The 26,496-nt window shown below is 43.7% G+C and carries 23 protein-coding genes; 10 read left to right on the forward strand and 13 right to left on the reverse strand.

Annotation, left to right across the window (positions count from 1 at the left end; translation table 11 throughout):
• Positions 1-60 precede the first annotated feature (60 nt).
• On the forward strand, positions 61-993 hold the full coding sequence (locus RT034_RS08535; RefSeq protein ID WP_313015976.1) for a manganese-dependent inorganic pyrophosphatase: 933 nt from the start codon (positions 61-63) through the stop codon (positions 991-993).
• A 62-nt stretch (positions 994-1,055) separates the two neighbouring features.
• On the opposite strand, the gene RT034_RS08540 is transcribed toward RT034_RS08535, so the two are convergent.
• Complete coding sequence (locus tag RT034_RS08540; protein WP_313016025.1) at positions 1,056-2,027, reverse strand: TerC family protein; 972 nt, start codon at positions 2,025-2,027, stop codon at positions 1,056-1,058.
• A gap of 435 nt (positions 2,028-2,462) precedes the next feature.
• Between RT034_RS08540 and dinB the strand changes: the two genes are divergently transcribed.
• Positions 2,463-3,518: a DNA polymerase IV gene (dinB, locus tag RT034_RS08545; protein ID WP_313015977.1), complete on the forward strand. Its 1,056-nt coding sequence runs from the start codon at positions 2,463-2,465 to the stop codon at positions 3,516-3,518.
• Positions 3,519-3,680: 162 nt separating this feature from the next.
• On the opposite strand, the gene acnB is transcribed toward dinB, so the two are convergent.
• The gene (gene acnB, locus RT034_RS08550; RefSeq protein ID WP_313015978.1) at positions 3,681-6,281 is read right to left on the reverse strand and encodes a bifunctional aconitate hydratase 2/2-methylisocitrate dehydratase; all 2,601 of its coding nucleotides are present in this window, start codon (positions 6,279-6,281) and stop codon (positions 3,681-3,683) included.
• 390 nt (positions 6,282-6,671) lie between these two features.
• Here acnB and lipA point away from each other — a divergent pair, with 390 nt between their 5' ends.
• The 5 genes from lipA (at position 6,672) to RT034_RS08575 (ending at position 11,258) form a co-directional block, all read left to right on the forward strand.
• Positions 6,672-7,760 carry a lipoyl synthase gene (gene lipA, locus RT034_RS08555; protein ID WP_313015979.1) on the forward strand — a complete coding sequence of 363 codons (1,089 nt, stop codon included), beginning with the start codon at positions 6,672-6,674 and terminating at the stop codon, positions 7,758-7,760.
• Between the two features lie 90 nt (positions 7,761-7,850).
• Positions 7,851-8,738, forward strand: a complete 888-nt coding sequence (locus tag RT034_RS08560) for an alpha/beta fold hydrolase (protein ID WP_313015980.1) — start codon at positions 7,851-7,853, stop codon at positions 8,736-8,738.
• Positions 8,739-8,936: 198 nt separating this feature from the next.
• Entirely contained in the window at positions 8,937-9,371 is a 435-nt protein-coding gene (locus RT034_RS08565; protein ID WP_036598052.1) for an RNA-binding S4 domain-containing protein, read from the forward strand.
• Positions 9,372-9,496: 125 nt separating this feature from the next.
• Positions 9,497-10,606, forward strand: coding sequence for a UDP-N-acetylmuramate dehydrogenase (gene murB / locus RT034_RS08570; protein ID WP_313015981.1), 1,110 nt, complete (start codon positions 9,497-9,499; stop codon positions 10,604-10,606).
• Positions 10,581-11,258, forward strand: coding sequence for a YdcF family protein (locus RT034_RS08575; RefSeq protein ID WP_313015982.1), 678 nt, complete (start codon positions 10,581-10,583; stop codon positions 11,256-11,258). Before murB ends, RT034_RS08575 begins: the two co-directional genes overlap by 26 nt.
• Position 11,259: 1 nt before the next feature.
• Here the strand turns inward: RT034_RS08575 and RT034_RS08580 are convergent, their stop codons facing one another.
• The gene (locus RT034_RS08580) at positions 11,260-11,583 is read right to left on the reverse strand and encodes a rhodanese-like domain-containing protein (protein WP_313015983.1); all 324 of its coding nucleotides are present in this window, start codon (positions 11,581-11,583) and stop codon (positions 11,260-11,262) included.
• Between the two features lie 285 nt (positions 11,584-11,868).
• On the opposite strand from RT034_RS08580, the gene ccoS reads away from it, so the two are divergent.
• Together ccoS and RT034_RS08590 are read left to right on the forward strand one after the other, a co-directional pair.
• Positions 11,869-12,099, forward strand: coding sequence for a cbb3-type cytochrome oxidase assembly protein CcoS (gene ccoS / locus RT034_RS08585; protein ID WP_007117308.1), 231 nt, complete (start codon positions 11,869-11,871; stop codon positions 12,097-12,099).
• Between the two features lie 90 nt (positions 12,100-12,189).
• Positions 12,190-13,110 (forward strand): sulfite exporter TauE/SafE family protein, encoded by a 921-nt coding sequence (locus RT034_RS08590; RefSeq protein ID WP_313015984.1) that lies wholly within the window; start codon positions 12,190-12,192, stop codon positions 13,108-13,110.
• 408 nt (positions 13,111-13,518) lie between these two features.
• Here the strand turns inward: RT034_RS08590 and RT034_RS08595 are convergent, their stop codons facing one another.
• The 4 genes from RT034_RS08595 to RT034_RS08610 form a co-directional block, all read right to left on the reverse strand.
• The gene (locus RT034_RS08595) at positions 13,519-13,722 is read right to left on the reverse strand and encodes an oxidoreductase-like domain-containing protein (RefSeq protein ID WP_313015985.1); all 204 of its coding nucleotides are present in this window, start codon (positions 13,720-13,722) and stop codon (positions 13,519-13,521) included.
• Between the two features lie 69 nt (positions 13,723-13,791).
• Complete coding sequence (gene mfd / locus RT034_RS08600; RefSeq protein WP_409566351.1) at positions 13,792-17,289, reverse strand: transcription-repair coupling factor; 3,498 nt, start codon at positions 17,287-17,289, stop codon at positions 13,792-13,794.
• A gap of 329 nt (positions 17,290-17,618) precedes the next feature.
• Positions 17,619-18,137, reverse strand: a complete 519-nt coding sequence (gene rraA / locus RT034_RS08605; protein WP_313015987.1) for a ribonuclease E activity regulator RraA — start codon at positions 18,135-18,137, stop codon at positions 17,619-17,621.
• Positions 18,138-18,181: 44 nt separating this feature from the next.
• On the reverse strand, positions 18,182-18,895 hold the full coding sequence (locus tag RT034_RS08610; protein WP_313015988.1) for an NAD(P)H-binding protein: 714 nt from the start codon (positions 18,893-18,895) through the stop codon (positions 18,182-18,184).
• Positions 18,896-19,246: 351 nt separating this feature from the next.
• Between RT034_RS08610 and rpsT the strand changes: the two genes are divergently transcribed.
• Entirely contained in the window at positions 19,247-19,516 is a 270-nt protein-coding gene (gene rpsT, locus RT034_RS08615; RefSeq protein WP_065263785.1) for a 30S ribosomal protein S20, read from the forward strand.
• Positions 19,517-19,680: 164 nt separating this feature from the next.
• Here rpsT and adk read toward each other — a convergent pair whose 3' ends face one another.
• The 6 genes from adk to RT034_RS08645 form a co-directional block, all read right to left on the reverse strand.
• Positions 19,681-20,337: an adenylate kinase gene (gene adk / locus RT034_RS08620; protein WP_313015989.1), complete on the reverse strand. Its 657-nt coding sequence runs from the start codon at positions 20,335-20,337 to the stop codon at positions 19,681-19,683.
• Between the two features lie 261 nt (positions 20,338-20,598).
• On the reverse strand, positions 20,599-21,879 hold the full coding sequence (gene ccmI / locus RT034_RS08625; RefSeq protein ID WP_313015990.1) for a c-type cytochrome biogenesis protein CcmI: 1,281 nt from the start codon (positions 21,877-21,879) through the stop codon (positions 20,599-20,601).
• On the reverse strand, positions 21,879-22,442 hold the full coding sequence (locus RT034_RS08630) for a cytochrome c-type biogenesis protein (RefSeq protein WP_313015991.1): 564 nt from the start codon (positions 22,440-22,442) through the stop codon (positions 21,879-21,881). The genes ccmI and RT034_RS08630 overlap by 1 nt, the downstream gene beginning before the upstream one ends.
• Positions 22,439-23,014 carry a DsbE family thiol:disulfide interchange protein gene (locus tag RT034_RS08635; protein ID WP_313015992.1) on the reverse strand — a complete coding sequence of 192 codons (576 nt, stop codon included), beginning with the start codon at positions 23,012-23,014 and terminating at the stop codon, positions 22,439-22,441. The genes RT034_RS08630 and RT034_RS08635 overlap by 4 nt, the downstream gene beginning before the upstream one ends.
• On the reverse strand, positions 23,001-25,085 hold the full coding sequence (locus RT034_RS08640) for a heme lyase CcmF/NrfE family subunit (protein ID WP_313015993.1): 2,085 nt from the start codon (positions 25,083-25,085) through the stop codon (positions 23,001-23,003). The genes RT034_RS08635 and RT034_RS08640 overlap by 14 nt, the downstream gene beginning before the upstream one ends.
• Before the next feature lie 67 nt (positions 25,086-25,152).
• A complete protein-coding gene (locus RT034_RS08645) occupies positions 25,153-26,463 on the reverse strand; it encodes a DUF445 domain-containing protein (RefSeq protein WP_313015994.1) in 1,311 nt (436 codons plus the stop codon).
• Positions 26,464-26,496: the final 33 nt, after the last annotated feature.

A 26,496-nucleotide genomic window follows, 5' to 3' on the forward strand; every position in this document is an offset into this window, starting at 1 on the left:
AGTCAACCGTTTGATTTTGACAAGATGATATAATAGCTGTGTTTATATTGGGGTAATTTTATGACAACCATTGCTGTTTTTGGGCACAAAAAACCAGATACCGATGCTATCGTATCCGCCATCGTCATGACCTATTGGCTCAATCAACAAGGTATAGATGCCAAAAGTTACCGCTTAGATGATATCAATCAAGAAACCAAATTTTTAATTGAACTTGCTAAAGTCCGATTACCAGAATTACTCACTCATCTTGAACCTAACCAACTCGCTGCTTTAGTCGATCATAACGAAAGCCAGCAATCGATTGCCAATCTAGCAGACGCCCATATTTGTTACCTTGTCGACCATCATAAACTTGGTGATTTGACCACTGCCGAACCTGCCTATATTCGATTTGAACCTGTCGGCTCTACCAGCACCATTTTATACCATATGTTTATGGAAAAGAATTTGCTGATTTCTCAGCAAATGGCGACATTGATGGCAGGTGCAATCATTTCTGATACGCTTAATCTGACAGGTCCTACCACTACAGACAGTGACAAGCAAGCGTTACAAGCAGTCATCCACCTTGCAGGGATTCACGATACAAACAGCTTTGCCAATCAATTATTCGATGCAAAAAGCAATATCAGCGACTTAACGGATGATGCGTTAGTCACTACCGATTATAAACAGTTTATGTTCTCAAATAAAAAATGGGCAATCGCTAGTATCGAAACTGTTAATCCTGATGTGGTGTTTTCGCGCATTGAGGGCATCCAACAAGCCAGTGAACTAATCCGCCAAAGAGATGGCTTGGATTATATGTTAGTTATTATTGTTGATATTTTAAAACAGCAATCTTGGGCGGTTGGTAGCAACGATGCACAAAATGAAATCATTGAGCAAGCATTTAATACCAGACTCAATGATAAATTGCTTGATTTGGGTAACTTGGTCAGCCGAAAAAAACAATTTGTGCCTACTTTAGAAGCATTTTATGCCCAATAGTCAGTTTTTAATTTACAAAAAAGGGCTAAATTGTTAGCCCTTTTTTTATTCAAAAATATTTTTTATGCTTCAACTTTACCCAAATTCGGAAACTTTATCGATAAAATCGCTGTCACTGTTAGCACGGCGGCAATAAAGCCTAACGAGATAGCCATCGGCACATGGAATACATCAAGTAGCAGCATTTTCGCGCCAATAAACACCAAGATGACACTAAGCGCATAAGGCAATAAATGGAATTTATCCGCCAAACCCGATAACAAGAAAAACATCGCCCGCAGACCCAAAATAGCCAACAAGTTTGCCGTCAAAACAATAAACGGGTCGGTAGTGACCGCAAAAATTGCAGGAATCGAATCCACCGCAAAAATCACATCCGACAATTCAACCAAGATAAGCACCACCGCTAATGGGGTAAAATACTTAACGCCATTTTTCACCAACACAAATCGCTCTTGACCTGACGCATCATGGCTGTCATCGCTGATTTTCAGATGTTTTTGTAAAAACTTATATAAGCCTGACTGCTTCGGGTCTTCTTGCTCATCGTGGTTTTGCCACATTTTTACACCCGTGTAGAGCAAAAACGCACCGAAAATATATAAAATCCAGCTAAACTCCGTGACAAGCCAAGCGCCTGCAAAAATCATCACCGTACGCATGACAATCGCACCAATCACCCCGTACAGTAAAATCTTCCGTTGCATCGCAGGCGACACCGCAAACGCCGCAAAAATCATCAACCATACAAAAACGTTATCAATGGCGAGCGATTTTTCCAGTAAATATCCTGTAAAAAACTCCCCTACTTTTTGAGTGGCGATAGCACCGCCAAAATTTTGTGCTAGATACCACCATAGACCGCCAGCGAACAGCACAGACACGCCCACCCAAATGGCACTCCAAATACCCGCTTGTTTCATCGAAACCGCTTCACCATTTTTTGGGGTTTTAAAGGTAAAAAAATCAACCAATAACAGTATCGCTACGATAGCAAAGAACACGGCATATAGCATGGGCCTGCCAATGCTCATGGGTTCTGTCATTTGATTTACTGCTGCAAGTAACATTATCGCTCCTTAGTATGCATTTACAAACTATGGTTGGCAATAAGTCAAAGGATTTTGGAAAAACGCTAAGCACAAAAAAACCTTGACTCACACCGACCAAATATGTGGTTGTGTTAAGTCAAGGTCTGGCTTACTATTTGATAATTAGCTCAATATATGGCTAAAAAATAGCTGATTTACCGGTAAGCGGCTACTTACGTAATGACGATAAATCACAAACTACTGAAGTGAGAAGTTACTCCCCTTGATAGCGATAATGTAGCAGATTACAGACTACTTATCAATTGAATTTATCAATCAGTAAATTTTGTATTTATTGGTCATGTTAGCTAGCGTCTTTGTGTTTAACGAGTTAATTAAATACTTTCCCCGTACAGTTAGGATGGTAAACTAACAACCATGCGTAAAATTATTCATATCGATATGGATGCGTTCTTTGCCAGTGTTGAGCAACGGGATAATCCTGAGTTACAAGGTAAACCATTGGTGGTTGGCGGTGATCCCAATGGGCGTGGTGTCGTCGCAGCAGCAAGTTATGAGATACGCAAGTTTGGTGTGCATTCTGCCATGTCATGCTATCGAGCGCGTCAGCTGTGCCCACAAGCAATTTTTGTCAAACCACGCTTTGAGGTGTATCGTGAAGTCAGTGAGCAAATTCGTACCATCATGCACCAATATACGCCACTGGTCGAACCTTTATCACTGGATGAGGCGTATTTGGATGTGACCGATAGCCCGCATGAAAAAAATTCTGCGACACTAATCGCCAATCGCATTCGCCAACAGATTTTGCAACAAACACAACTGACCGCTTCAGCCGGGGTGTCTTACAACAAAATGCTTGCCAAAATCGCGTCAGATTTAAATAAACCCAACGGTATTGCGGTTATCACACCTGAGCAAGGATTGGATTTTATCGCCAATTTACCGGTAAAAAAATTTCACGGGATTGGCAAAGCCACCGTCAAAATGTTGCATGACATGGGTATATTTACAGGATTGGATTTACGCAATACCCCAGCGGACGTATTAAAACAACGCTTTGGCAAACGGGGTGATTTCTTTCACCAGATTGCCCACGGTATTGATAATCGAGAGGTTAAAGCTGAGCGCAAACATAAATCTGTCGGTTCTGAGACAACGTTTTTACAAAATACCATGGATGATAAAGTCATTGTGGCTGCCCTATATCGTGAAAATAGCCAAGCGTTTAAAGATTTACAAAAAAAGCAGCGTTACGCTCGCACCATCACCATTAAAATCAAATACAGCGATTTTAGTGTGATTACCCGCTCTCATAGTATTTCCTCCCACTTTGAACAAGAATCTGATGCCCATTATTGGATTCAATGGTTATATGAGCATACCCCAAAACTTTTACCCGTGCGTTTGGTTGGGGTGACTTATTCAAATTTGCTGCAAGCTGAAGCCTCGCCACAGATGCCATTACTCTAAACCACTATAAGCCAAATTTTGCCAAGATATTTTTTAGCTAAACGTTCAAAAAATTTTATGTAAATGCTAACAACAGCAAAACCCTGCTATATTGCAGGGTCTTACTTTATTGTTATCCTACTTAATTAAAATTAGATGAGCCTAACTTTAATCTAACGATGGTTAGGTAAGCTGTGCTACGTTAATTTTATTTGCTTCTTCAGTATACTCACTCATACGGTCGAAGTTTAAGTATTTGTAGATATCGGCTGACATGCTGTTGAGCTTACCAGCATATTGTTGATATTCTTCGTTGGTAGGTAGCTTACCAAGTACCGCAGCCACCGACGCTAACTCTGCAGAAGCCAAGTACACGTTGGCACCTTGACCTAAACGGTTCGGGAAGTTACGTGTCGAAGTTGATACAGCCGTTGATTTTGGTGCGATACGCGCTTGGTTACCCATACACAGTGAACAACCCGGCATTTCAGTACGTGCGCCCGCTTGTGCATAGACATTGTACAGACCTTCATCCATCAATTGACGTGCATCCATTTTAGTGGGTGGTGCAATCCATAGACGTGTGCTTAAGCTACCCGCAGGTACTTCTTTTAACAACGCGCCCGCTGCACGGAAGTGACCGATGTTGGTCATACATGAACCGATGAATACTTCATCAATCTTGTCGCCGGCAACATCTGCCAAGGTTTTGGCATCATCTGGGTCGTTTGGACAGCAAAGAATCGGTTCTTTGATGGCGCTCATATCGATAGTGATGTCAGCGGCATATTCTGCGTCTGCATCAGCACGTAATAACGTTGGGTTGGCAAGCCAGCTTTCCATACCTTTGATACGGCGTGCAATCGTACGCGCATCGCCATAACCTTCAGAAATCATCCATTTGAGTAGGGTGATGTTTGACGTTAGGTATTCTTTCACCGATTCTTCAGACAGGGTGATAGTACAACCTGCCGCTGAACGTTCGGCAGAGGCATCTGATAATTCGAATGCTTGTTCAACAGTTAAGTCTTCTAAACCTTCGATTTCTAGGATACGGCCGTTAAATACGTTTTTCTTACCGGCTTTCTCAACGGTCAATAAACCTTCTTTGATAGCTTGGTAAGGAATCGCATGTACCAAGTCACGCAAGGTGATACCAGGCTGCATTTCACCGACAAAACGTACACGAACTGATTCTGGCATATCTAATGGCATCACACCGGTTGCTGCAGCAAACGCCACTAGACCTGAACCTGCTGGAAACGAAATACCCATTGGGAAGCGGGTATGTGAGTCACCACCTGTACCAACGGTATCTGGCAATAGCATACGGTTGAGCCATGAGTGAATAATACCATCACCTGGACGTAATGATACACCGCCACGGTTCATGATAAAATCAGGGAGTGTGTGCTGAGTTTCTACATCGATTGGTTTTGGATAAGCTGCGGTATGACAGAATGATTGCATGACCAAATCTGCAGAGAAGCCTAAACAAGCCAAGTCTTTTAATTCGTCACGGGTCATTGGACCTGTGGTATCTTGCGAACCCACGGTTGTCATTTTTGGTTCACAGTAGGCACCCGGACGAATACCTTCAACGCCACAAGCTTTACCGACCATTTTTTGCGCTAAAGTATAGCCTTTACCAGTGTCTGCAGGTTGTTCTGGTTTTGCAAAAATGTCAGACGCGCCCAAACCTAGATATTCACGGGCTTTGTTGGTCAAGCCACGACCTACGATCAATGGAATACGACCACCGGCGCGCACTTCATCGAGCAGCGTTGGTGATTTTAATTCAAAAGTTGCAAGCACTTCGTCAGAATCATGTTTGGTGATTTTGCCGTCATGTGGGTAGATATCAAATACATCACCCATGTTAAGTTTGCTAACATCCACTTCGATAGGTAATGAGCCCGCATCTTCCATGGTGTTGAAGAAAATCGGTGCGATTTTACCACCCAATACCAGGCCGCCAGCACGTTTGTTTGGCACGCCTTGGATGTCGTCACCCATTAACCACAATACCGAGTTAGTCGCTGATTTACGGCTTGAACCGGTACCGACCACATCACCCACATATGCCAATGGAATACCGTCTTTTTTCATCTCTTCGATTTGTTTCATCGGACCAATCACGCCGTCTTGGTCTGGCACAATGCCTTCACGCGCATTTTTTAACATGGCTAATGCGTGTAGGGGGATGTCTGGACGTGACCATGCATCTTGGGCAGGTGACAAATCATCGGTATTGGTTTCACCGGTGACTTTGAAGGTTTTGTAAGTGGCTTTTTTTGGTACTTCTGGACGGCTGGTGAACCATTCGGCGTTTGCCCAAGATTGTAACACTTCTTTGGCTACTTCATTGCCCGCTTCCGCTTTTTCAGTGACATCATTAAAGGCATCAAATACCAATAAGGTTTTTTTCAGCGCGTCGCCCGCAGCTTTCGCCAATTCTTTGTCGTCTAATGCTTGGATTAATGGTTCTACGTTGTAACCACCTTGCATATGACCCAGTAACTCAATCGCTTTTAGTTTTGAAATCAGTGGCGAAGTGGTTTCGCCTTTAACGATGGCCGCTAGAAATGCCGCTTTAACATACGCTGCTTGGTCAACCCCAGGTGGAATACGGTTTTCTAATAAGTCTATAAGTGTTTCTTCTTCACCGGCTGGTGGATTTTTTAATAATTCGACCAAATCAGCCGTTTGCTGTTCGTTAAGTGGCTGTGGCACAATACCCTGTGCCGCACGATTTTCGACGTGTTTACGATAGTTCTCTAGCATGAATCGTCCTCATAGTCATGTAAGATTATTGTGTTAACCATGCGTCTGAAAGCCCTCTTCACAACACAGTTGAATTTTGAAATGGCTACTAGCCAGCATGGCTTTGGCTAAAAAATTTAACCCTTCTAATATACTTGAAATGTGATGAAATGTTAATGAGAAAATACGTTTTTGTTAACATAGCCATTATTTTTTAAAGAAATAGCCCAATAATTTTTAATAAATGCGTTTGAGCCGATTATCGCTTTTTTTACTAAGATGAAAAATAACTTTGGCTCTGTACTTTAAACAACAAAGCTTATCCCAAAATAGTTTAAATTCGTCAGCATAGATTTCTGTTATAATAACCCCCTAAAATCTGCTAAATGAATTTAAGGATTAATCATAGCAATGACCGACACTGTACAAACTTTTGCCCCTTCAACGCCGCACACCGATAGACCCATCGCTCGTGACAAATCAAATTTCGATAAGCCAAAACGTCCTGAAGTGGGTGAAAAACTACGTGGCCATGATAAAGTTGCCCGTATTCCGATTAAAATCATTCCAACGGTAGAAACCCCAAAAAAACCTGACTGGATTCGCGTCAAACTGTCATCGCCGAGTGAAGTAGCGCGCATCAAGTCAACCTTGCGTGAACAAAAGCTGTATACGGTGTGTGAAGAAGCGGCTTGCCCTAACCTTCCCCAATGTTTTGGTGATGGCACCGCGACCTTTATGATTATGGGTGATATTTGTACCCGTCGCTGCCCATTTTGTGATGTGGCGCATGGTCGCCCCAATGCGCTCGATGAGCTTGAGCCGATTCACACCGCTGAGACCATTGCTGGTCTAGGATTAAAATATGCGGTGATTACCTCGGTTGACCGAGATGATTTGCGTGACGGCGGCGCGGAACATTTTGCCAATGTCATTAAAGAATCTCGTCAGTTAAGCCCTAATTGTTTGATTGAGATTTTAGTCCCTGATTTTCGCGGTCGTGAGCAAGTGGCACTTGATATCTTAAGTGACACAGCACCTGATGTATTTAACCACAATATCGAAACCGTGCCACGTTTGTATAAAGCGTTTCGCCCAGGGTCGGATTATCAGCATTCATTACAGCTGTTAAAAGATTACAAAGCGCGTCGACCTGATATTGTCACCAAATGTGGTTTTATGGTGGGTCTTGGCGAGACTGAAGAAGAAGTTTATGCCTTACTTGATGATTTAAAGGCGCATGATGTCGATTTAATTACCATCGGTCAATATTTGCAGCCAAGCAAATCGCACGCCCCAGTTGATAGATTTGTGCATCCTGATGAATTCGACCGTTATACTGCACACGGTAAAAAATTGGGCTTTGCAAATATTTGGGCAGGTCCGATGGTGCGCTCAAGCTATTTTGCCGATCGTCAATACTATGGTGAGCCTTGCCCGCGCCCTACCCGTGGTGCCAATCCGTTATCAGAAGCGGACATGAAAAAATCAGGCTGTTGATTTGTGAATTTGTGCGTTGATTTACAGCCGTCATTAGACGGCTTTTTTATGCTACCCTAATTATAAAATAACACTCACAGGAAATTTGCGATGAATAACAACTACACATTCTATCTGCCTAAGGTGACGCCCGTTGCTACGTTACTAATCGTGCATGGCATGGCAGAACACCAAGGGCGCTACCAAACCTTTGCGCAATTCTTAGCAAATCATGATATTGCGGTGTTGACCTTTGACCATTTAGGTCATGGACAGCAAGCCTATGACAATGGTTGCTTAGGCTATATGGGTAACCCCAATCCTGCTGAGTTGATGATTGACAATGTGATGAACCATGCACAGTTAATCGCTGAAAAATACCCTGATATCCCCCATTTTATCTTGGGTCACAGTATGGGGTCATTTATCGTTCGCTGTATTTTGCAGCGCTATGGTGAGCGATTTGCGGGCGCAGTAATTATGGGTACCTCAGATTTTAATCCATTGGCAAATTTGTTTGTGCCTGTAACCAAAAACCTTAATCACTTTACCACGCGGCGCACCAATCCGGTATTGGATAAAATTTTAAACCAATTTAATAACCTACCCTTTAGAAAAGAACCCGATTTACAAGGGTTTAATTGGCTCAATTCAGATCCCAAGCAAGTAAAAGCCTACCTTGATGACAAGCTTTGCGGCTTTCAGTTTACCAACAATGGCTATTTTGCGCTCATGTCGTTGATGCAAGCAGGCACCAATAAGCATTGGTATCAACAAGTACCCAGGCAGTTGCCGCTGCTATTTGTCAGCGGAAAAGATGACCCTGTTGGGCAGATGGGAAAAGGGATTCCGCGTATTGTCAAACGTTTGCAAAAAAATAATTTTCCCTCGGTTAGCATGCAGCAATATGAAGCGATGCGCCACGAAATCTTGCTAGAGCCTAATCACCAACAAGTGTATGACGATATTTTGACTTGGCTCACTCACCATATCGATTAGCTTAAAAAACCCCTGAGTCTCACTAATGAGTGTGACTTTTCAGTGTTTAAGCAGCGTTTTATAACTGTCATGATGAATAGACTATTAGCCTCGTTTTGACACGCCAGTTGTTTGTTAGAAATATCGATGTGATATATTGAAAGATTTGAAAAAACAACCATTTAATCTAAAGTTATTCATGCAGTTAAGTTATAGGAAATGTCATTGAGTACAACTGATAAAATTAAAGTGCGTTTAGATAAATGGCTATGGGCAGCAAGGTTTTATAAAACTCGCACCCTAGCCAAGGAAGCGATTGAATCGGGACGGGTACACCATTTTGGCAATCGCGTCAAAGTCAGTAAAGAAATAGCGGTGGGTGATGAATTGACCATTCGCCAAGGGTCAGCCAATCATTACACTCAAAAGACGGTCAAGGTGCTGGCGCTGTCCGAAGTGCGCGGCAATGCCACTGCCGCCAGTGTGCTCTATCAAGAGACCGATGCCAGTATCAGTCAACGAGAATTTTTCACCGAACAAAAAAAACTTGCCAATCTTGCCCGCCCCGATCATCGCCCAAATAAAAAACAGCGTCGTCAGCTGAGCCGTTTTAGGGATATCAACCATTTTGGCAGTGATGAAGAAGGTTTTTAATTGGCTGTCATGAGGTCATAAAAATCGCAATTTTCCCTGTCATATTTCGTTATAATAAGCACTTTATCATTGCACTAGTCATTGCACTGGCGATGAGCAACTCTGCCGATTATTAACGATATTTTATGACCAATTTTTTTGAACCTAACCCTGTGCAGGCTAATCCTAGCTATGTGGATATTAGCGCATACAATACCATGGCATTAGCTTGTCAAGCCAAACAATTCATTCGTTTAACTCATCTGTCTGATATTGAGCCGACTTTTAAGCAACTGGCAGCCCATCAACAAGCATTTGTTGTGCTATCTAATGGCAGTAATATCATTTTGCCCGAAGTGTTGGACGCGGTTGTCGTGTCACCCAGTCTTCAAGGTAAAACTGTCCTGTCTGAAGATAGCCAAACGATAACCCTTGAGGTGATGGCTGGCGAGGATTGGCATACGCTCGTGCTAGACACGGTCAATCAAGGTTGGTATGGACTAGAAAATTTGGCGTTAATCCCAAGCTGGGTGGGTGGTAGTCCCGTGCAAAACATCGGTGCCTATGGGGTACAAGCTGAAGATGTGATAGAGAGTGTAAAAGCGTTTCATATACCGAGTTTAACGTGGCATCATCTAAGCAAAGCTGATTGCCAGTTTAGCTACCGTGACAGCCTGTTTAAACAGCAAGCCGGGCAATGGCTCATTACCAGCGTCATTTTTACCCTCAGTAAAACTGCCAAACCCAATACCCAGTACGGCGATGTGGCAAAAGTTGCACAGCACTATGCTAGCCTAGCGGGTCGCAATGAAGTCACACCCGTGGATACCATGAACGCCATCATCGACATTCGTCAAAGTAAACTGCCCGATACCAACGACTTGCCCAATTGTGGCAGCTTTTTTAAAAACCCCATCGTCGCCAAATCTCAAGTTGACCAGTTACTTCAGAGCTATCCCAATCTGGTGCATTATCCTGTCAAAGATGCCCAAGGCAATTTGACTGATTACTGTAAAGTTGCCGCTGGCTGGCTTATTGACCAATCAAGGCTTAAGGGTAAAGGCATTGCACCGATTTTAACGCATGTAAAACAAGCCCTAGTCTTGACTAACCATGCGCCAAAAGTTGCGACGCAGCGTGATGTTGCCAAAACTATGCAATTTATACAGCAGACTGTATTGGATAAATTTGGGATAAAATTGGAAGCTGAACCGGTTTGGATTGAATCTGATGGTAGCATTCGCCAAGCTCGTTAATTATCTTGAGCGATTTTTTTCAACCATCAAACGGATTTTGACCGTTGTGGTATTGGTGGGGTGTTTAATCACACTCAGTTTTTTCACACCCCTGTTTTCTACCATTGTATTGTTTATCTTAGATTGCTATCGCCTGCCAGAATCGGCGGTGAGTGTCAATCCTGCAACGGCGATTGTGGTGTTAGGTGGCGGATTAACCAATAACCAACAAAATGAGATTGTGATTAATCAATTTACCGAAAGTCGATTGATTAAAGCCAGCCAAGTGTATCAGCAGACTGGCTTACCCATCATCGTCAGTGGTAAGGAGGCGCCATGGATGGCAAAATGGCTACAAAAAAAAGGCATTATGTGGGTTGTGGCAGAAAAAAACAGCTTTAACACCTGTCAAAATGCAAAATACACCGCAGAAATGGTCAATGTCAAACAGGCAATTTTGGTGACAGATGCGTATCACATGAACCGCTCAAGACGGCAGTTTGCCATCAATGGCTTGGCAACTATTCCAAGTATCGCCCCCTTACCAAAGGCAAATGATTGGCAGCACTTTGATCAGAACCTGCAGCATTCAAGACGTGCCTCATATGAATTGTTGGCATTCGCTCGCGATCTTGTCAAACCCCAATACGACTGCCAACCGACCAATAAATAAGTTATTTTTGAATCTCTACATTGGTGTAGCCAGCTGATTGTAAGGCAGACTTGGCTTGTTGGGCACGACCGCCTCCACGACTATACACTTTAATGGTATCTGATTTTGCAATGCCTTGCGCCGTTATTTTGGCAAGTAATTCATTGTGTGGAATGTTAATGGCACCTGCGGGATGATTCACAGAATACTCTTCTGGGGTACGTACATCAATGACCACTGTCGCAGCGTTTGCTGTTGGCATCAATAATGCGCCCACCATGACAGCCGCTCCTAAGGCAAGCAACTGTTTCTTTGAAAGCTTAAAGATTTTAGGCATCAACATCATAATTTCCTTGTAGAATTTTGAGTTTTAAAACCAAGTTAAACCTCAATGTTTAACCCACTATAATTATAGCATTCATTGTTCGCACTCAAATCACTGAGTTGCTTTGATTTGCAACCCATGTGTTTGTTTTGTAAGCATACATTCGGCTATTGGATGACTCTTTGATTACTCATGAATTACTCAGGCCACGCTGCGACATTTTGCCGCATTTATTTATGCCAAAATAAGCGTATAATGGTTTTTTTAACTTAATTCGTTTGTTACGCCAAGTAATGGGGATGCACGATGCAAAGCATGTATTTTTTGATTCCTATTAGTCTAGTGCTATTTGTATTGGGTATTTTTGCGATTTATTACGCCATCAAATCACGCCAATTTGACGATTTGGACAATGAATCTCAGCGGGTCATTTTGGATGACAGACAATTTCGCCGCGAACAATTGGGGCAAAATCCCGCCAAGCCTTCATCTTCTCATCCCCCAAAAATACAAGACCCTACTGACGAGCAAAAATAACGCGTTGGTGTTATCTTTCTTCCTGCTGATTTCTTTCTATTGATTTATTTACTTTTTTTGAAAAATTTTTAGACTTTTTTGGAGCATTTTATGACATGGGCATTATTTTTGGCAGCCTTTAGCATGGGGCTGTTTGGCTCACCGCACTGTCTGGGTATGTGCGGTGGCATTGTGACGGCGTTTGGGCTGTCTATGCAGCATGTATCTGATAGCAAAAAAAATGGCTTGATTTTGACGTATCATTTCGGACGCCTCATCAGTTATGCCTTGCTTGGATTGATTGCCAGCGTTGTTGGGGTGGCAATCTTTCAGTCCATTATGAGTAATAGTGCGCCAAGAATTGTACTGGGTGCGGTATTGGTGTTGATTGGGCTTGCGATGCTTGGGTTACCGCTGTTTAATCAGTTAGAAAAGTTCGGGATGCGCTTTTGGCAATCGCTCGCCCCGATACGCAAAAAAGTGTTTCCGATTGATAGCTTTGGTAAAGCTTTGTTTGCTGGCCTGCTTTGGGGGTTTTTGCCGTGTGGATTGGTGTATGGTGCGCTCATGATGGCGATTGCTGGCAACAACATCGCTACAGGGGCGGCTCTGATGTTTGTATTTGGGCTAGGTACGATGCCGATGTTGATTGCCACACAAAAAACTGTGGGGATGCTACAGTCGAGTATTAAAAATTTTCGCCTTCGCCAAATTAATGGGGTGATTATGATGTTGTCTGGGCTTGCGGTGATTTTTATCCCGATGATGATGCACCATAACCATAATCATGGTTCACATAATCAAGGTTCACACAGTCATGCCATGAATGAGACGAGTATGCACCATGATATGTCGACGATGAATCATTCTGCGTCTAATCCTGCTTCGACTACTATGCCTATCAACCATAATATGAGTGATGATATGAACCATAATATGAGCCATAACATGAATCACGACATGCACAATATGCAGGATATGGATAAGCACCATGAGATGGCGATGCCTGCCAGTACCAGTCATAATCACTAGTCACTAATCATTCATTTATATTGCCCAAAAAAAACAAACCTCTTAATCGGTATATTAAGAGGTTATCGGTTGCGAATTTTCACGTTTTACGCCTAACTTGCAGTTTACATTTCTACCGCGTCATCGCCTTCGTCAAGATAGATGATATCGGTTTCATATTCAAACGCTTCATTTAACATATCTAACATTTTTTACTCCTATCCTTCTTTATCCAATATCCCATAGTGGTGGATTTTTTATTAATTTTAGGGCTTCTGCCATTTTTTAGTTGTTTACTTACTATTTTACGTTATCAATGCAACTTCATAACGTCATGATATTTAACGTGAGTTTGATGACATTAGCATGAAATTCATGTGACAGGAATATGAATTTACAAAAAATTACTTTTATTGAAGAATACTCCAGCTATTGAGCAGGTTTGTCGGTGTCGTAAGTAGTTTTAGGCACGCTTTTGAGTCGCTGTTGCTGTCCATCATAGGCTTGTTTTTGAACGCGGTAAATTTCATACACGCATAGTTCTTCGCAGCCGTTGTCGCAACATTCCCAATCTTCAGGATAAGTAGGTTCTTCAATTAGGCGTTCGCCATTAGGTAATTGATTTTCCATCATTTTCTAAATCTTCTTTTTCGCTATAACACGCTTATGATGAGCCAATAATTATTTATTATCAGGTCATCATCACGCTTTTAAAGATAATTTCTCTATGAGATTTTTTACCGCGTCAATCCGTCCTTCTGGTGTGGCAAGGGCTTTGTCATCCATCATTTTTAGCCCTGTCGCGCCATTCATTTTAAATTTTTTCGGATTCGATTGAATAAGCCCAATAATCGTAATCGCTTCTACTGGCGTACTGGGCGAAAACTCAAAGGTGACTTGCCGCTCATTGCCATCAATTTTGCTAATCTCCAGCGCTTCAGCCAGTAAGCGGATTTGGTGAATAGCAAATAAATTTTTGGTCGGCTCCGGCAAACTGCCAAAACGGTCTAGCATTTCGCTGCGAATGCTAATTAGGCTGTCATAGTCTTCAGCATTGGCGATTTTTTTATAAAACAATAACCGCTGATGCACATCACCCAGATAATCCTCAGGAATGAGTGCCGACAAATGCAGATTAATGTCACTGGTTAGCGATAAGGGGGTGTTTAAATCAGGTTGTTTACCTGCTTTGATGGCTTTGGTGGCACGGTTTAACATATCCATATACAGGTTAAAACCAACCGCTTGCATATTGCCGCTTTGGTTTTTGCCCAGCAGCTCGCCTGCCCCACGAATCTCAAGGTCTTCACTGGCAAGCATAAAGCCTGCCCCCAATGTGTTGGCACGGCTGATAGCATCAAGCCGCTTTTGGGCGTCGCTCGTCAAGCCTTTAATAGACGGCACAAGCAGATAACAGTAGGCTTGGTGATGACTACGCCCGACTCGACCCCGCAGTTGGTGAAGCTGGGCTAGCCCAAATTTATCGGCACGGTTAATGATAATGGTGTTGGCATTGGGGATATCAATGCCTGTTTCGATAATGGTAGTACACACTAGCACATTGTGTCTTTTGTGGTAAAACGATTGCATGATTTGCTCAAGCTCTCGTTCTTTCATCTGACCGTGAGCCACTGCCACCCGAGATTCGGGCACAAGCTCTCGCACGGTTTCTGCCATGCGCTCAATGCTCGCCACATCGTTATGTAGTAAAAACACCTGTCCGCCACGCAATAATTCACGCAAAATCGCTTCTTTGAGTAAGTTATCAGATTTTTGCATGACAAAGGTTTTAATTGCCAACCGTCTTGCCGGGGGCGTGGCAATAATCGACATGTTTCTCATACCCGATAACGCCATGTTCAGCGTACGTGGAATGGGTGTTGCGGTCATCGATAGTACGTCAACATCCGATTGCATGGCTTTGATACGCTCTTTATCTCGCACGCCAAAACGGTGTTCTTCATCAACAATCATCAGACCTAAGTTGGCAAACTTGACATCTTCTTGCAAAATACGGTGGGTACCGATGACGATATCCACTTGCCCATTTGCCAAATCTGCTAAAATTTTGTCGTGTTGTTTTTTGGTGCCAAAGCGGGAAAGCGACTCAATACGAATGGGCCAATCGGCAAATCGATCCAAAAAGTTGTCTTCGTGTTGCCCAGCAAGCAGTGTCGTCGGTACTAGCACTGCCACTTGATACCCTGCTTGTACCGCAATAAAAGCGGCACGCATTGCCACTTCGGTTTTACCAAAACCGACATCACCGCACACCAACCTATCCATTGGCTTATTTTGCTTCATATCAAACTTCACCGCCTCAATGGCATTGGCTTGGTCGGGCGTTTCTTCAAACGCAAATTGACTGGCAAATAAGTCATATTGGATTTGGTCAATTGGGAAGTTAATGCCCACTTTGGCATCACGGCGGGCTTGCACGTTGAGCAGTTCCGCCGCCACATCATGAATTTGGCTGAGTGCCTTGGCTTTGGCTTTATCCCATTTACCGCTACCTATGGTATGAAGCGGTGCGGTTGCCGAGTCGCCACCCGCATAACGGCTGATAAGCTGCAGATTTGCCACAGGCACATACACACTGGCATCATCGGCATAGGTGAGATGGATGAACTCTTGCAGTTGTCTATCAATCTCAAGGGTAATCAAGCCTTGATAACGCCCAATACCAAAATCAATATGCACCACAGGGTCGCCGATATTAAGCTCACTGACCGATTTAACCAAAAATTCATCAGACACATCGCTTTGGCGACGGCGGCGAGTCTGTAACACCTGCCGTCCAAACAACTGGGTTTCTGAGACAATCGCAAACTTATCGGGGAGTAACGCGCCTCGTTCAATCGGTGCAATGGTCAAGGCAATCGCAGTACTATGCGACTCATCCATGTTTGCAAGAAAATCGGTCAATCCTGCAACACTTTGTAAATTAAAGCGTTTTTGCAAAAGCTCCGATAAAATCTCACGGCGACCCGCAGTTTCGGCAACCAATAATATCGGTTTATCAAACTGCTCGCGAAATGCCATCAGTCTTTGTAGTGGCTCAGCAAGTTTATGGTCAACGGTTAAATCAGGGGGTGTGTCAACCAATGCATTGATTGCCCCTGCTTTGGTCTCATCGATTGGTTGTTCGCTGGTGATAATGCGAGGATATTGGGCAATTTTTTCGTTAAAGATATGTTCTGCCAGATACAAATCTTGCGGTGCCACAATCGGTTTTTCGATATCGTGCCTGCGGTCATTGTAGCGAGTTTGGATTTGTTGCCAAAAATTTTGGTAAGCCGTCTCTATTTGATTATCGACAATAAACAAGCTATCTTTGGGCAAATAACTAAAAAAATCTGAGCCATTTTGCCAAGTATCCGTGTCAAAAAATAACGGCTGATAATACTCCACCCCCGCGGGTGCAATGCCGTTCATCACATCATTAAACAGCTCAAAACGGCGGGCAGATGTGTTGGCAAAGGTGCTGGCAAAATTGGCGCGAAACGTTTCTTTACCCTCATCCAGGGGAAATTCTCGCGCCGGTAAAATCTGAAAACTGGTGATTTTACCGATGGTTTCACCCGATTTTTTTTGACTATTGATAAACTTGACATATTGATGGGGGTCACTGTCTTTTAATTCGTCCAAATCTGCTTGGGTCAAGCTACGCTGGGTTTGCGGGTTAAAAAAACGGATACTCTCAATCTCATCATCAAATAAATCAATGCGGACTGGGAATGGCTGACCAATGGCAAACAAATCAATCACGCTACCACGCACAGCAAATTCCCCAGGCTCAAAGACGTTATCTACCGCATGATAGCCCGCGGTTGCCAGTTTTCGACGTTCGGTTGCCACATCAAAGGTGTCACCCACTGACAAATCAAAGTGTTGACCCAATAGCCATGATGCAGGGGCGACACGGTGCATTAAGGTCTGCACCGAAATCAGTAAAATACCATCAGTTGGCATATGGGTAAGCAAATGAATCCGCTCAGAGACAATGTCATGGTGCGGTGACAGCTCGTCATAGGTAAGCGTTTCCCAATCAGGAAACACATGGGCATCGACCCCACTAAATGCCAACTCTGTTTCAAGCTGATTGAGCTGATTTTGGTCACGGGTCACGACGACTTTAAGTCGGTTTTGCTGACCGCTATCGCTACTGGTGAGGCTGGCGAGCCATAAGGCTTGGGTCATGCCTTGTAAGTTGCCCAGCCATTTTTTGTCATGCTTAGCATTGTCAAACAACGATTGGTTGAGGCGAAAGGAAAGTTGAGACAGGGGGTGTGTAACATTCGTCATTGTTATCGGTCTTTTGGTTATAAGTCTTTTGAGTTAAAAAGGCGAAAAATAATGACGTTATTGTGGGGGTTTTTGAGGCCGATTTAAAGCAAAAAATCAGCCAAATTTAGCGGATGTTCTATTCAATCTTAAATGCTTTTAACGTGGGGTATTATCGATATAGCAAAGTTCATAAACCAGTGCTAACCACGGCGATTTTAAACAGATTTTTCATCATAATATCCCTAGTCGATTAGTGATTTTTGACTAAGAATGATACCGTTATTATCCGCATACACAAAGTCGCCATTATTTATCATGATTCCGCCAAAATTGAGCGTCACACCCACATCGCCCACACCCTTGCGATTGGATTTGCGGGGAATGGCGCCGAGCGCTTGTACGCCGATTGGCATTTTGCCCATATCATCCACATCTCGCACACAGCCATACACAATCACGCCAGCCCAGCCATTATCAACGCCGCTTTGTGCAATCATATCGCCTAGCAAGGCACAGCGCATTGACGCCCCACCATCTACCACCAAAACCTTGCCATTGCCTTTCTCATCTTTGCCATTCGTGGCTAACAGCTCTTTAACCCGGCTATTGTCTTCAAAGCATTTGACGGTTACCACTTCACCACCAAATTTTGTGTTACCGCCATAGCTAAAAAAGCGTTTGCCTTCCATGTTGGGTGCACAAACCTGACACTCTGGATTATCATCTAATAAATCGCAGGTAATAAAATTTTGTAACGTCATGTCGCTCATCATCGTTCCTTAAGTCAATCGTGTTTTTGGGAAGGTTAGTTTCTAAACCGCGTCATCGCTAGCATTTCGCCGTTACTGATAACTTGGGTTTTTTTGGCAGTATCGACGCGATTAGCAGATTTTTCATAAGTATGTTTGATGTGCCAATTGTTGCTCACCAACGCCATTGCCATCGCCACCCTATCGGCTTCTATGGGACGGACAGGCAGTTTTTTAGGCACAATAGGTTTGATGAGTTTGTACGCCGTCTGCGCGATGGTTTCAAGTTTACGATCATCGTGTTTGCCAAGCAGCAAAGAGGGACGAAAAATTGCTAATTCTTGAAACCCTAAATTGTCAATCGCCGTCTCAAGCTCACCTTTGACACGGTTATAAAAAAAGCGACTTTCAGCATTGGCGCCCATCGCCGATAACAAAAAAAACCGCTCTACGCCTTTTTGTTTGCAAGCTTTTGCAAATGCCACATTATAGGTAAAATCGATTTGTCGAAAGGCGGCTTCACTACCCGCTTCCTTAATGGTGGTACCCAGACAGCTAAAAGCATCGGTGTCTTTACCAATCGACAGCGCAGACACAAATTCATGCATTTGATTAAAATCTTTGAGCTGGTAGAAATGCATCGAATCACTCAACCCTTTTGGCTGAGAGCGCGCAATGATAATGACCTTTTGATACAAACTGCCAAGTTGAGTGAGTAATGAATTGCCTACCAAGCCGGTTGCACCGATGATTAATGCTGTGCGCTGCATAAAACAATGACCTCAGTATGAATATTTTTATGAGTTTTGAATGTCATTTTATTTAATCACAGATAATTAAAACTTTCACCTACAAATACGTTTTTTTCAGCGTTGATGAGCATTGCCCGCTGGTTTTTTCGCCAATAGACGAAATACGCTGAATAATCTGCCGAATAAGTTGTTATTGTAGCGTGAGTTTGCTAAAATAGCGGGCTTTAAATCCGCTTGATATCGTTAATTGTGTTTCCGTGTCTAGTGATTCAAGGATTCAAGCAACCCTAACTACCCGTATCTGTAATAAGCGAATGGCTGCTCACTTACTAACAGATCGATTTATATTGCAAATCCAAGGAGATTTACGTGGCAAATTCTGCACAAGCTCGCAAACGCGCTCGTCAAAACGTTAAACGTCGTCAATTAAAAGCATCACAACGTTCTATGGTTCGTACTTTCATCAAACATGTGGTAAAAGCCGTTGAAGATAAAAACTACGATGCAGCGACTGAAGCTTACAAAAAAGCAGTTCCAGTGATTGACCGTATTGCTGACAAAGGCGTGATTCACAAAAACAAAGCAGCACGTCATAAAAGCCGCTTAAACAAAGCAATTAAAGCCCTTAAAACTGCTTAATTGTTTGTTGCATTAAAAAAGCCAATTCACATTGAATTGGCTTTTTTATTGAGACTGATTTAGTTATAAAACTGATTTACTTATAAAAAAAGCTGAAATCGAAATTTCAGCTTTTTTTATTTAGCTTACCTAAAGCCCATTGATGCGTTTCATCATGGTTTTAATTATGCTTTTAACTCAGCAAGGACTTGTTCACTGACTTTATCAATCGCTTGTGTACCATCAAATTTGGCATAGCGTGGCGCGTTTTGACCCGATTTTGCCAAGTCTTGATAAAAACCAACCAAGGCTTCTGTTTGGTTATGATAAGTCGCTAAACGATCGCGGATGGTATCTTCTTTATCGTCATCACGCTGAACCAATTCTTCACCGGTTTCGTCATCTTTACCTTCCACTTTGGGTGGATTATAGACCACATGGTACACGCGACCTGAAGCAGGATGAGAGCGACGGCCTGATAAACGAGACACGATGTCTTCATCAGGTACTGCAATTTCTACCACGTTATTGATGTGTACACCTGCATCCGCTAACGCTTGCGCTTGTGGAATGGTACGCGGAAAGCCATCAAAAATGCAGCCGTTGGCGCAATCTGGCTGCGCAATACGGGCTTTAACTAGGTTGATAATTAAATCATCTGAGACAAGTCCACCGGCATCCATGATACTTTTGGCTTGTTTGCCAAGCTCAGTACCTTCTTTGATAGCGGCACGTAGCATATCACCTGTTGAGATTTGTGGAATATTAAATTCCTTGGTGATGATTTGTGCTTGGGTACCCTTACCAGCGCCAGGTGGCCCTAAAAGAATAATACGCTTCATAAACCTATTCCTTAAGTCGAAATTATTAAAATCGCCCTATCTCATTACTGCAATAGCAAAAAAGACCCACAAATGGTGTGTTCGAATAACTAACAGTTTTGAAATACTGGGTTAACAATACTCGTTAACCGCTAAAATCTCAAGCAATTTTTGCAAAATAATTTAAATTGATAGGGGTATTAAAAATAAAAATGTGGCAAGCTTTAATCCGCCCTCTATTCAATTACGCCCGTATTCAATCAAGAGATTTTTTATAACGATTTAAGGCACGATTTTATCAATCAATACCGTTGTCGAGTCAGCTGTCTTTTCTAGCGGTACGGGGTTACTCGTCAAGTCGCCACTTTGCGGCATGGCGTCACCTGAAGCACTAACCCGGGCGGTAATCACCAAGGGCTCATTCGTGCCAATCGCCGAGCTTAAGGTCATGGTCGGCATGATGCTATCGTTATCGCTGATGTTGATTGCCATACCATTGATGGTTAAGCTATCTGCTGACAGTTTTTTGGCAGCAACAGGGGGACCACCTGCCATCTTGCGCACATTAACAAATAAGCTTTCGCCTTTTTTTACCCGCCCTAATATCTCAGGGGTGACTTTGACATTGACTGTAATCGCCTGTTCGCCTTGGGCTTCCCGCTGATTGATAGTCTGCTCAAGTTCAGATAAGCTGCTTAAGGCTTGGGTATGATCGCCAGGACGCGCTTGGATTTCGGTGCGTAGTAGATCTACCCATTTTCGAGACTGCGCGTAGTTGCCCGCTCGCATTTCGCCCATTGCCATTAGCATTTGTGCGCCTTGGTGTTTGGGACTTTTGGCTAGAATATGCTCAACCACTTGACGGGTTTTGTCATCCATTACCCCGCCTTGGGTAAAAAAGCTAGTTTGGGCGTAGGTGATGGCGACTTTTTCATCATCAGGATTGAGACGATACGCCCTTGCCAAGGCTTCAATTGCTTGCTCGGGTGCTTGTAAGGCTACAAACACTTCAGAGAGACGAAACCAACGCAGCGGATCGGTGGCATGATGATGCACGTTGGTTTGCATGGCACTAATGAGTCCCACGCTGTCTTTGGTCGCCCATTCAGGTGGCGTATCGATTTTTGCGGTCAGCAAATCATCTGCGACTTTTCCCAAGCGATTTTGTGCATCCCATAATTGATAGACGGGCGTGCGGTCGGCAATCATCACATAAGCCATCGCAGATAACAGCGGAATCCAGATGATAACTATCAGACGGCTTTTCCAATTGGGGGTAAAATTGCTGGTATCTTGATTGTCACTGATGTCTAGTAATTGACGCTCTAACGCCAGTTTTTGGGTTTGATAAGTCGCCTCATCGATTTGACCATCGCTAAAGTCCGCCTCCAGTTCTACCAACCGTTGTTTAAATACTTCAATATTGAGCGTTAGTAGCTGATTATCAGCGCGATTGGCAATAGCGTGATGGTCGTGGGTTTGCAACCAAGGTAACAAAATAAATACCGCAAGCGTGATAGCAAACAGAAGCGCGACAATGATAAAAATAATTAGCGTTGACATTAATTTTCCTTAGCCGCTGCTTGATTGATTTCACTAGTTTTAGCACTGGCAGCATTATCATTGGCGTTTAACAAGTCTTGTAACCGCTGTTGTTCGGCGGCTGAGAGTGGCGCATAACCCTCTTCTATGGGATTAGCGATGACAGCGGCAAGTTTTGACGAATTACGGTTACGAATAAACCAAGCCAGCATCACAAACACCAATAACACAGGCGGAAAAAACCATAAAATCCAGGTAGATGGGCGCACAGGTGGTTTGTAGCTAATAAAGTCACCGTAGCGCTCATTCATATACTGGCGAATTTCAGCGTCGGAACGACCGTCTTTGACCATGTCATAGGTCTTTTGTTTTAGATCTTGTGCAATTGGCGCATCGGAACCTGCCAAGTTTTGGTTTTGACATTTTGGACAACGAAATTCTTCAATAAGCGCACGATATTGGGCTTCTTGGCGCGGGTTGTCAAATTGGTAGGTATCAATATTTGCCCACGCAGACATGGATAACCCTGCGACTAGCAACACCACACCCATCAGGTGGCGAATTTTTGCAAATATGATACTCATTGGCACACCTCACGGATTTTAGCATCGGCGGCTTGTTCACGCAGCGCTGTCATACAAGGCAATACTTGCTTGTTGTAGCGCTCTTCGTTGATTTCACCCAAGATATGCTGGCGCACATTGCCCTTGCCATCAACCACAAATGACTCTGGCACACCCGTCAAACCCAAATCAATGCCAAAACTCCCTTCTTTATCTTGCACATTGAGGGTAAATGGGTCTTCATGGGTGTTGAGATAATCGAGCGCGTCTTTGGTTTCATCTTTATAATTGACCCCAACAATCGGTACACCTGCTTTTGACATTTGCAATAAAAACGGGTGTTCAACTTTACAAGTCACACACCAAGATGCCCATATATTGAGTAGAAATGGCTGTTTGGGTAGCTGTGCTTGCGTAATCATTTGTGATGGGTTACCCAAAGACGGTAAGCTAAAACTTGGCAAAGCGCGATTGAGCGAGGTGTTGGTCACTACCGTGGTATCTTTGCCCAACCGCGTATAAAACAGCGCAATGATAATCAAAAAAAGCACCAAAGGAATCAAAAACCAAAGTTGTCTTTTACGCATTGCCATGAGCACTCTCCTCACCTAACTCACTGTCATTTTTTACTAACACGGGGGCGATTGCCGCTGGGGTGTTAATCGCTGCCAAATTCCCCGACTTGTCATCACTTATATCAGCAAGTCTAGGCAGTTTACGATAGCGTTTATCAAACATACTTAAAATCGCACCGAGCGCCAGCACAAAACCACCCCACCACACCCAGCGTACGCCAGGTTTGATATAGATACGCACCGCCCATTTAGTGGCATTGGCTTCACTTTGATTGGCGTCCAAAATAGGCTCTCCCATTGCCATATAGATATCTCTTAATGGGTTATACTGGATAGAAGCTTCGGTCATGGGCATTTGACTGACCACATAATGGCGTTTTTCTGGATAAAGGGTGGCGACTATTTGGTTATTTTTACGAACACTGACCACCGCTTGGGTGGCATCAAAGTTGGCGCCGCGGATTTTTTTTAGCTCATCCATCGTGAACTGGTAGCCCTGTACTTCAACCGATTGGTTTTTTTGCATGGCAATGTCTTTTTCGATACTTAAGCTTGTGGTAATGGCAATGCCCATCACGGATAGTAAAATACCCAAATGCGCTAGCTGCATTCCCCAATAGCCCATGTGCAGACGTTTCAGCCCAGCGCCCAGCGAGCGCGCGTTACGGGTTTTGTCTTTGATATCAATCACCATCCATACCAACACCCATAAACACAGTGCCGCTGACATAAAGATGTTGATATTGATGCCACTCACCAAGAAATAGCTTAAAACCCCGGCTAACACAAAACAGCTGGCTAAAATCGCCAAGCCTATACCCAACAATGGACGAGTGTCTTTTTTCCAACGGCTGACCGGTCCAATGGCTAAAAACAACAACAATAACCAAGTTAACGGCACAAATAACGCATTAAAATAAGGCGCGCCCACCGATACTTGACCCAGTTTTAACGCATCGGCCAGCATTGGATAAAGTGTGCCAATGACCACCACGATGGTTGCGACTAATATAATAATGTTGTTGATGACCAATAATGTCTCACGAGATTTGAGCTGATAATGGCTTTCTTGGGTCAAACGCCAACCGCGCCACGCAAACATCGCCAGACCGCCACCGATTACCACGCCCAAAATCACTAGGATAAACAGACCGCGGGTGGGGTCTGCGGCAAATGAATGAACCGAGGTAATGACCCCCGAACGTACCAAAAACGTACCCAATAAACTCAAGGCAAAAGTGAAAATCGCCAACATAATCGTCCAAGCTTTGAATACGCCGCGCTTTTCGGTAACTGCCAATGAGTGTAATAATGCCACCCCACCGAGCCAAGGCATAAAGGACGCGTTCTCCACAGGGTCCCAGAACCACCAGCCGCCCCAGCCAAGCTCGTTGTATGCCCACATTGAGCCAAACACAATCCCTAATGTCAAACAGCACCAAGCCGCTAGTGTCCAAGGACGCGACCAACGCGTCCACACCGCATCTAACCGACCTGCCCACAATGCTGCCATGGCAAAGGCAAACGGTACCACCGCGCCCACATAGCCCATATACAGCATCGGCGGATGAAAGATCAATCCGGGGTCTTGCAGTAGTGGATTCAAATCTTTGCCATCCACGGGGATGCTGGGTAGACTGCGATTAAAAGGTGACGACACAAAAATCACCATGCTTAGCATCATCATTTGCACAAAGGCTATAATCACCAACACGCGTGCGCGCATGGCAAGCGGCAGGCTTCGACTAAAAACGGCTACCGCCGCGCCCCAAGTGGCCAAAATGGTGACCCACAATAACAGTGAACCTTCATGCCCACCCCACGTGGCGGATAGGCGATAGTACCAAGGCAGCAAAGAATTTGACTGATTAGCGACATAAATCAACGTAAAATCATTGGCATAAAACCCATACATCAGGCACAAAAATGACGTACCGGTTGCCAAAAACTGAGCAATGGCAAAACTTCCCGCCAGTCGTTGCCAAGCAGGTTGGTGTTTAAACACCCCCACTGCTGGCAAAATAACCTGTAAAATGGCAATCACCAAGGCTGAAATAAGCGCAAAATAGCCCAATTCAGTAATTAACATACCCACTGCTCCTATCGCTGTAGTGGTTATCACACTGTAGAATTTTCACCAAAAAAAATGGGTCAAATTAATAAAACACCAATATCAAATGTATCCAGCCCGCCAAAAACCCTGTCACACCGCCCAAAATAATGAGCGTTAATTCATCTTCACGAAAGGCAGGACGCAACAGATTTTGAAATTCATTGGGCGTCAATGCGCGAATACGGTCTCGAAACAGCCCAAAGATTTTTTCTGCGCGGCTAAGGTTAAGCTCAGGATTACTCATCGGCACCATGGTCGCTGCAATTGACTTATCAATAATCACGTGTCTGAGCTGACCAAATTCTTTACGACCCAGACCAAATTTCAAGCTTGTTTGAATCACCTGTGATTCCAAAATTGGGTTTAGGTGTTTTTTAATCAGTTCACGCGTTTGCATCGCACGGCTGCCATACATCATTTCATACATGATATTTTTTAGCGTGACCAAATCTTTGACCACAATCTCAGCAAACACCTCAGAGACCTCAGGCTGACGTTTCATAAAACCACCTTGCCAGTTAAATTGCCCCATATGCGGTTTTTCAAAGCGGATAAATGGCAGCGATTTGCTAAAACTAAAAAATTTGGGATAGCGATAATAATGCGGCTCAATTGGATTAAATACCATCCAGATGGCAATCCAGTTGGTCAACAGCCCCCAAATCGCGGCAAAAAACGGCACCGTCCAATGCTGCGGCACAAACCAAAAAATCGCCATCTGCAAAATACCAAATACAAACCCAATCAGCGCACTGATATGCCAAATAAAATTAATCTCTTTTTGACCTACCTTTAAAAACATCCGCACCATCAGCGCACGGTCGCTTTCCATCTTGTTGACAATCATCTCGCGCATATCAACCAAGTTTTCCACATTGTAGGTCAAGTCGAGCACCAGATTTTTCATGATAGCTGGCAATTGCTCGTGTCCATACGCATAGATACGGCGTTTGACAGCAAAAGGCAGATTCGCCCATAGCGTTGCCGAGCGCTCATTCATAATTTCATCAATCAGCAAATCCAAGTTTTGGTTCATGGTTTGGCTGATAAAATCTGCCACTTCTTCAGGGTGCATGGCTTGGAAAAACTCATCGAGCGAGCCAAGCTTGGATAAAGTTTGGTCAACAATAATTCCTGAGATTTTACCCGCTTTGCGTGGCACAATGCCCTGCCAGCCGATACCGCCGCCTGGAAATCCTTGAATCTTAATGCCCCAAAAATGAATGGGATAAAATAGCATCTTGAGCGCCATCCATACATGCGCCCAAGTCACGACTGCTGTCACAAATGGAATGGTCAGCATGGCGAAAAATTGCGGATGGATTGCAAGCTTGTGCCAAATTTCTGCAAACATATCAAAAAAGCTCACATGGTGAAAAAGCTAAAA

The organism is Moraxella sp. CTOTU48841 (genome assembly GCF_032061225.1).
GTDB lineage: Bacteria > Pseudomonadota > Gammaproteobacteria > Pseudomonadales > Moraxellaceae > Faucicola > Faucicola cinerea.

Excerpts from the sequence above, each read along its gene's own strand:
- RT034_RS08535 (WP_313015976.1), top strand. The coding sequence starts at position 61 with ATGACAACCATTGCTGTTTTTGGGCACAAAAAACCAGATACCGATGCT.
- RT034_RS08540 (WP_313016025.1), bottom strand. The coding sequence starts at position 2,027 with ATGAGCATTGGCAGGCCCATGCTATATGCCGTGTTCTTTGCTATCGTA.
- dinB (WP_313015977.1), top strand. The coding sequence starts at position 2,463 with ATGCGTAAAATTATTCATATCGATATGGATGCGTTCTTTGCCAGTGTT.
- acnB (WP_313015978.1), bottom strand. The coding sequence starts at position 6,281 with ATGCTAGAGAACTATCGTAAACACGTCGAAAATCGTGCGGCACAGGGT.
- lipA (WP_313015979.1), top strand. The coding sequence starts at position 6,672 with ATGACCGACACTGTACAAACTTTTGCCCCTTCAACGCCGCACACCGAT.
- RT034_RS08560 (WP_313015980.1), top strand. The coding sequence starts at position 7,851 with ATGAATAACAACTACACATTCTATCTGCCTAAGGTGACGCCCGTTGCT.
- RT034_RS08565 (WP_036598052.1), top strand. The coding sequence starts at position 8,937 with ATGTCATTGAGTACAACTGATAAAATTAAAGTGCGTTTAGATAAATGG.
- murB (WP_313015981.1), top strand. The coding sequence starts at position 9,497 with ATGACCAATTTTTTTGAACCTAACCCTGTGCAGGCTAATCCTAGCTAT.
- RT034_RS08575 (WP_313015982.1), top strand. The coding sequence starts at position 10,581 with ATGGTAGCATTCGCCAAGCTCGTTAATTATCTTGAGCGATTTTTTTCA.
- RT034_RS08580 (WP_313015983.1), bottom strand. The coding sequence starts at position 11,583 with ATGATGTTGATGCCTAAAATCTTTAAGCTTTCAAAGAAACAGTTGCTT.
- ccoS (WP_007117308.1), top strand. The coding sequence starts at position 11,869 with ATGCAAAGCATGTATTTTTTGATTCCTATTAGTCTAGTGCTATTTGTA.
- RT034_RS08590 (WP_313015984.1), top strand. The coding sequence starts at position 12,190 with ATGACATGGGCATTATTTTTGGCAGCCTTTAGCATGGGGCTGTTTGGC.
- RT034_RS08595 (WP_313015985.1), bottom strand. The coding sequence starts at position 13,722 with ATGATGGAAAATCAATTACCTAATGGCGAACGCCTAATTGAAGAACCT.
- mfd (WP_409566351.1), bottom strand. The coding sequence starts at position 17,289 with ATGACCCAAGCCTTATGGCTCGCCAGCCTCACCAGTAGCGATAGCGGT.
- rraA (WP_313015987.1), bottom strand. The coding sequence starts at position 18,137 with ATGACGTTACAAAATTTTATTACCTGCGATTTATTAGATGATAATCCA.
- RT034_RS08610 (WP_313015988.1), bottom strand. The coding sequence starts at position 18,895 with ATGCAGCGCACAGCATTAATCATCGGTGCAACCGGCTTGGTAGGCAAT.
- adk (WP_313015989.1), bottom strand. The coding sequence starts at position 20,337 with ATGAAGCGTATTATTCTTTTAGGGCCACCTGGCGCTGGTAAGGGTACC.
- ccmI (WP_313015990.1), bottom strand. The coding sequence starts at position 21,879 with ATGTCAACGCTAATTATTTTTATCATTGTCGCGCTTCTGTTTGCTATC.
- RT034_RS08630 (WP_313015991.1), bottom strand. The coding sequence starts at position 22,442 with ATGAGTATCATATTTGCAAAAATTCGCCACCTGATGGGTGTGGTGTTG.
- RT034_RS08635 (WP_313015992.1), bottom strand. The coding sequence starts at position 23,014 with ATGGCAATGCGTAAAAGACAACTTTGGTTTTTGATTCCTTTGGTGCTT.
- RT034_RS08640 (WP_313015993.1), bottom strand. The coding sequence starts at position 25,085 with ATGTTAATTACTGAATTGGGCTATTTTGCGCTTATTTCAGCCTTGGTG.
- RT034_RS08645 (WP_313015994.1), bottom strand. The coding sequence starts at position 26,463 with ATGTTTGCAGAAATTTGGCACAAGCTTGCAATCCATCCGCAATTTTTC.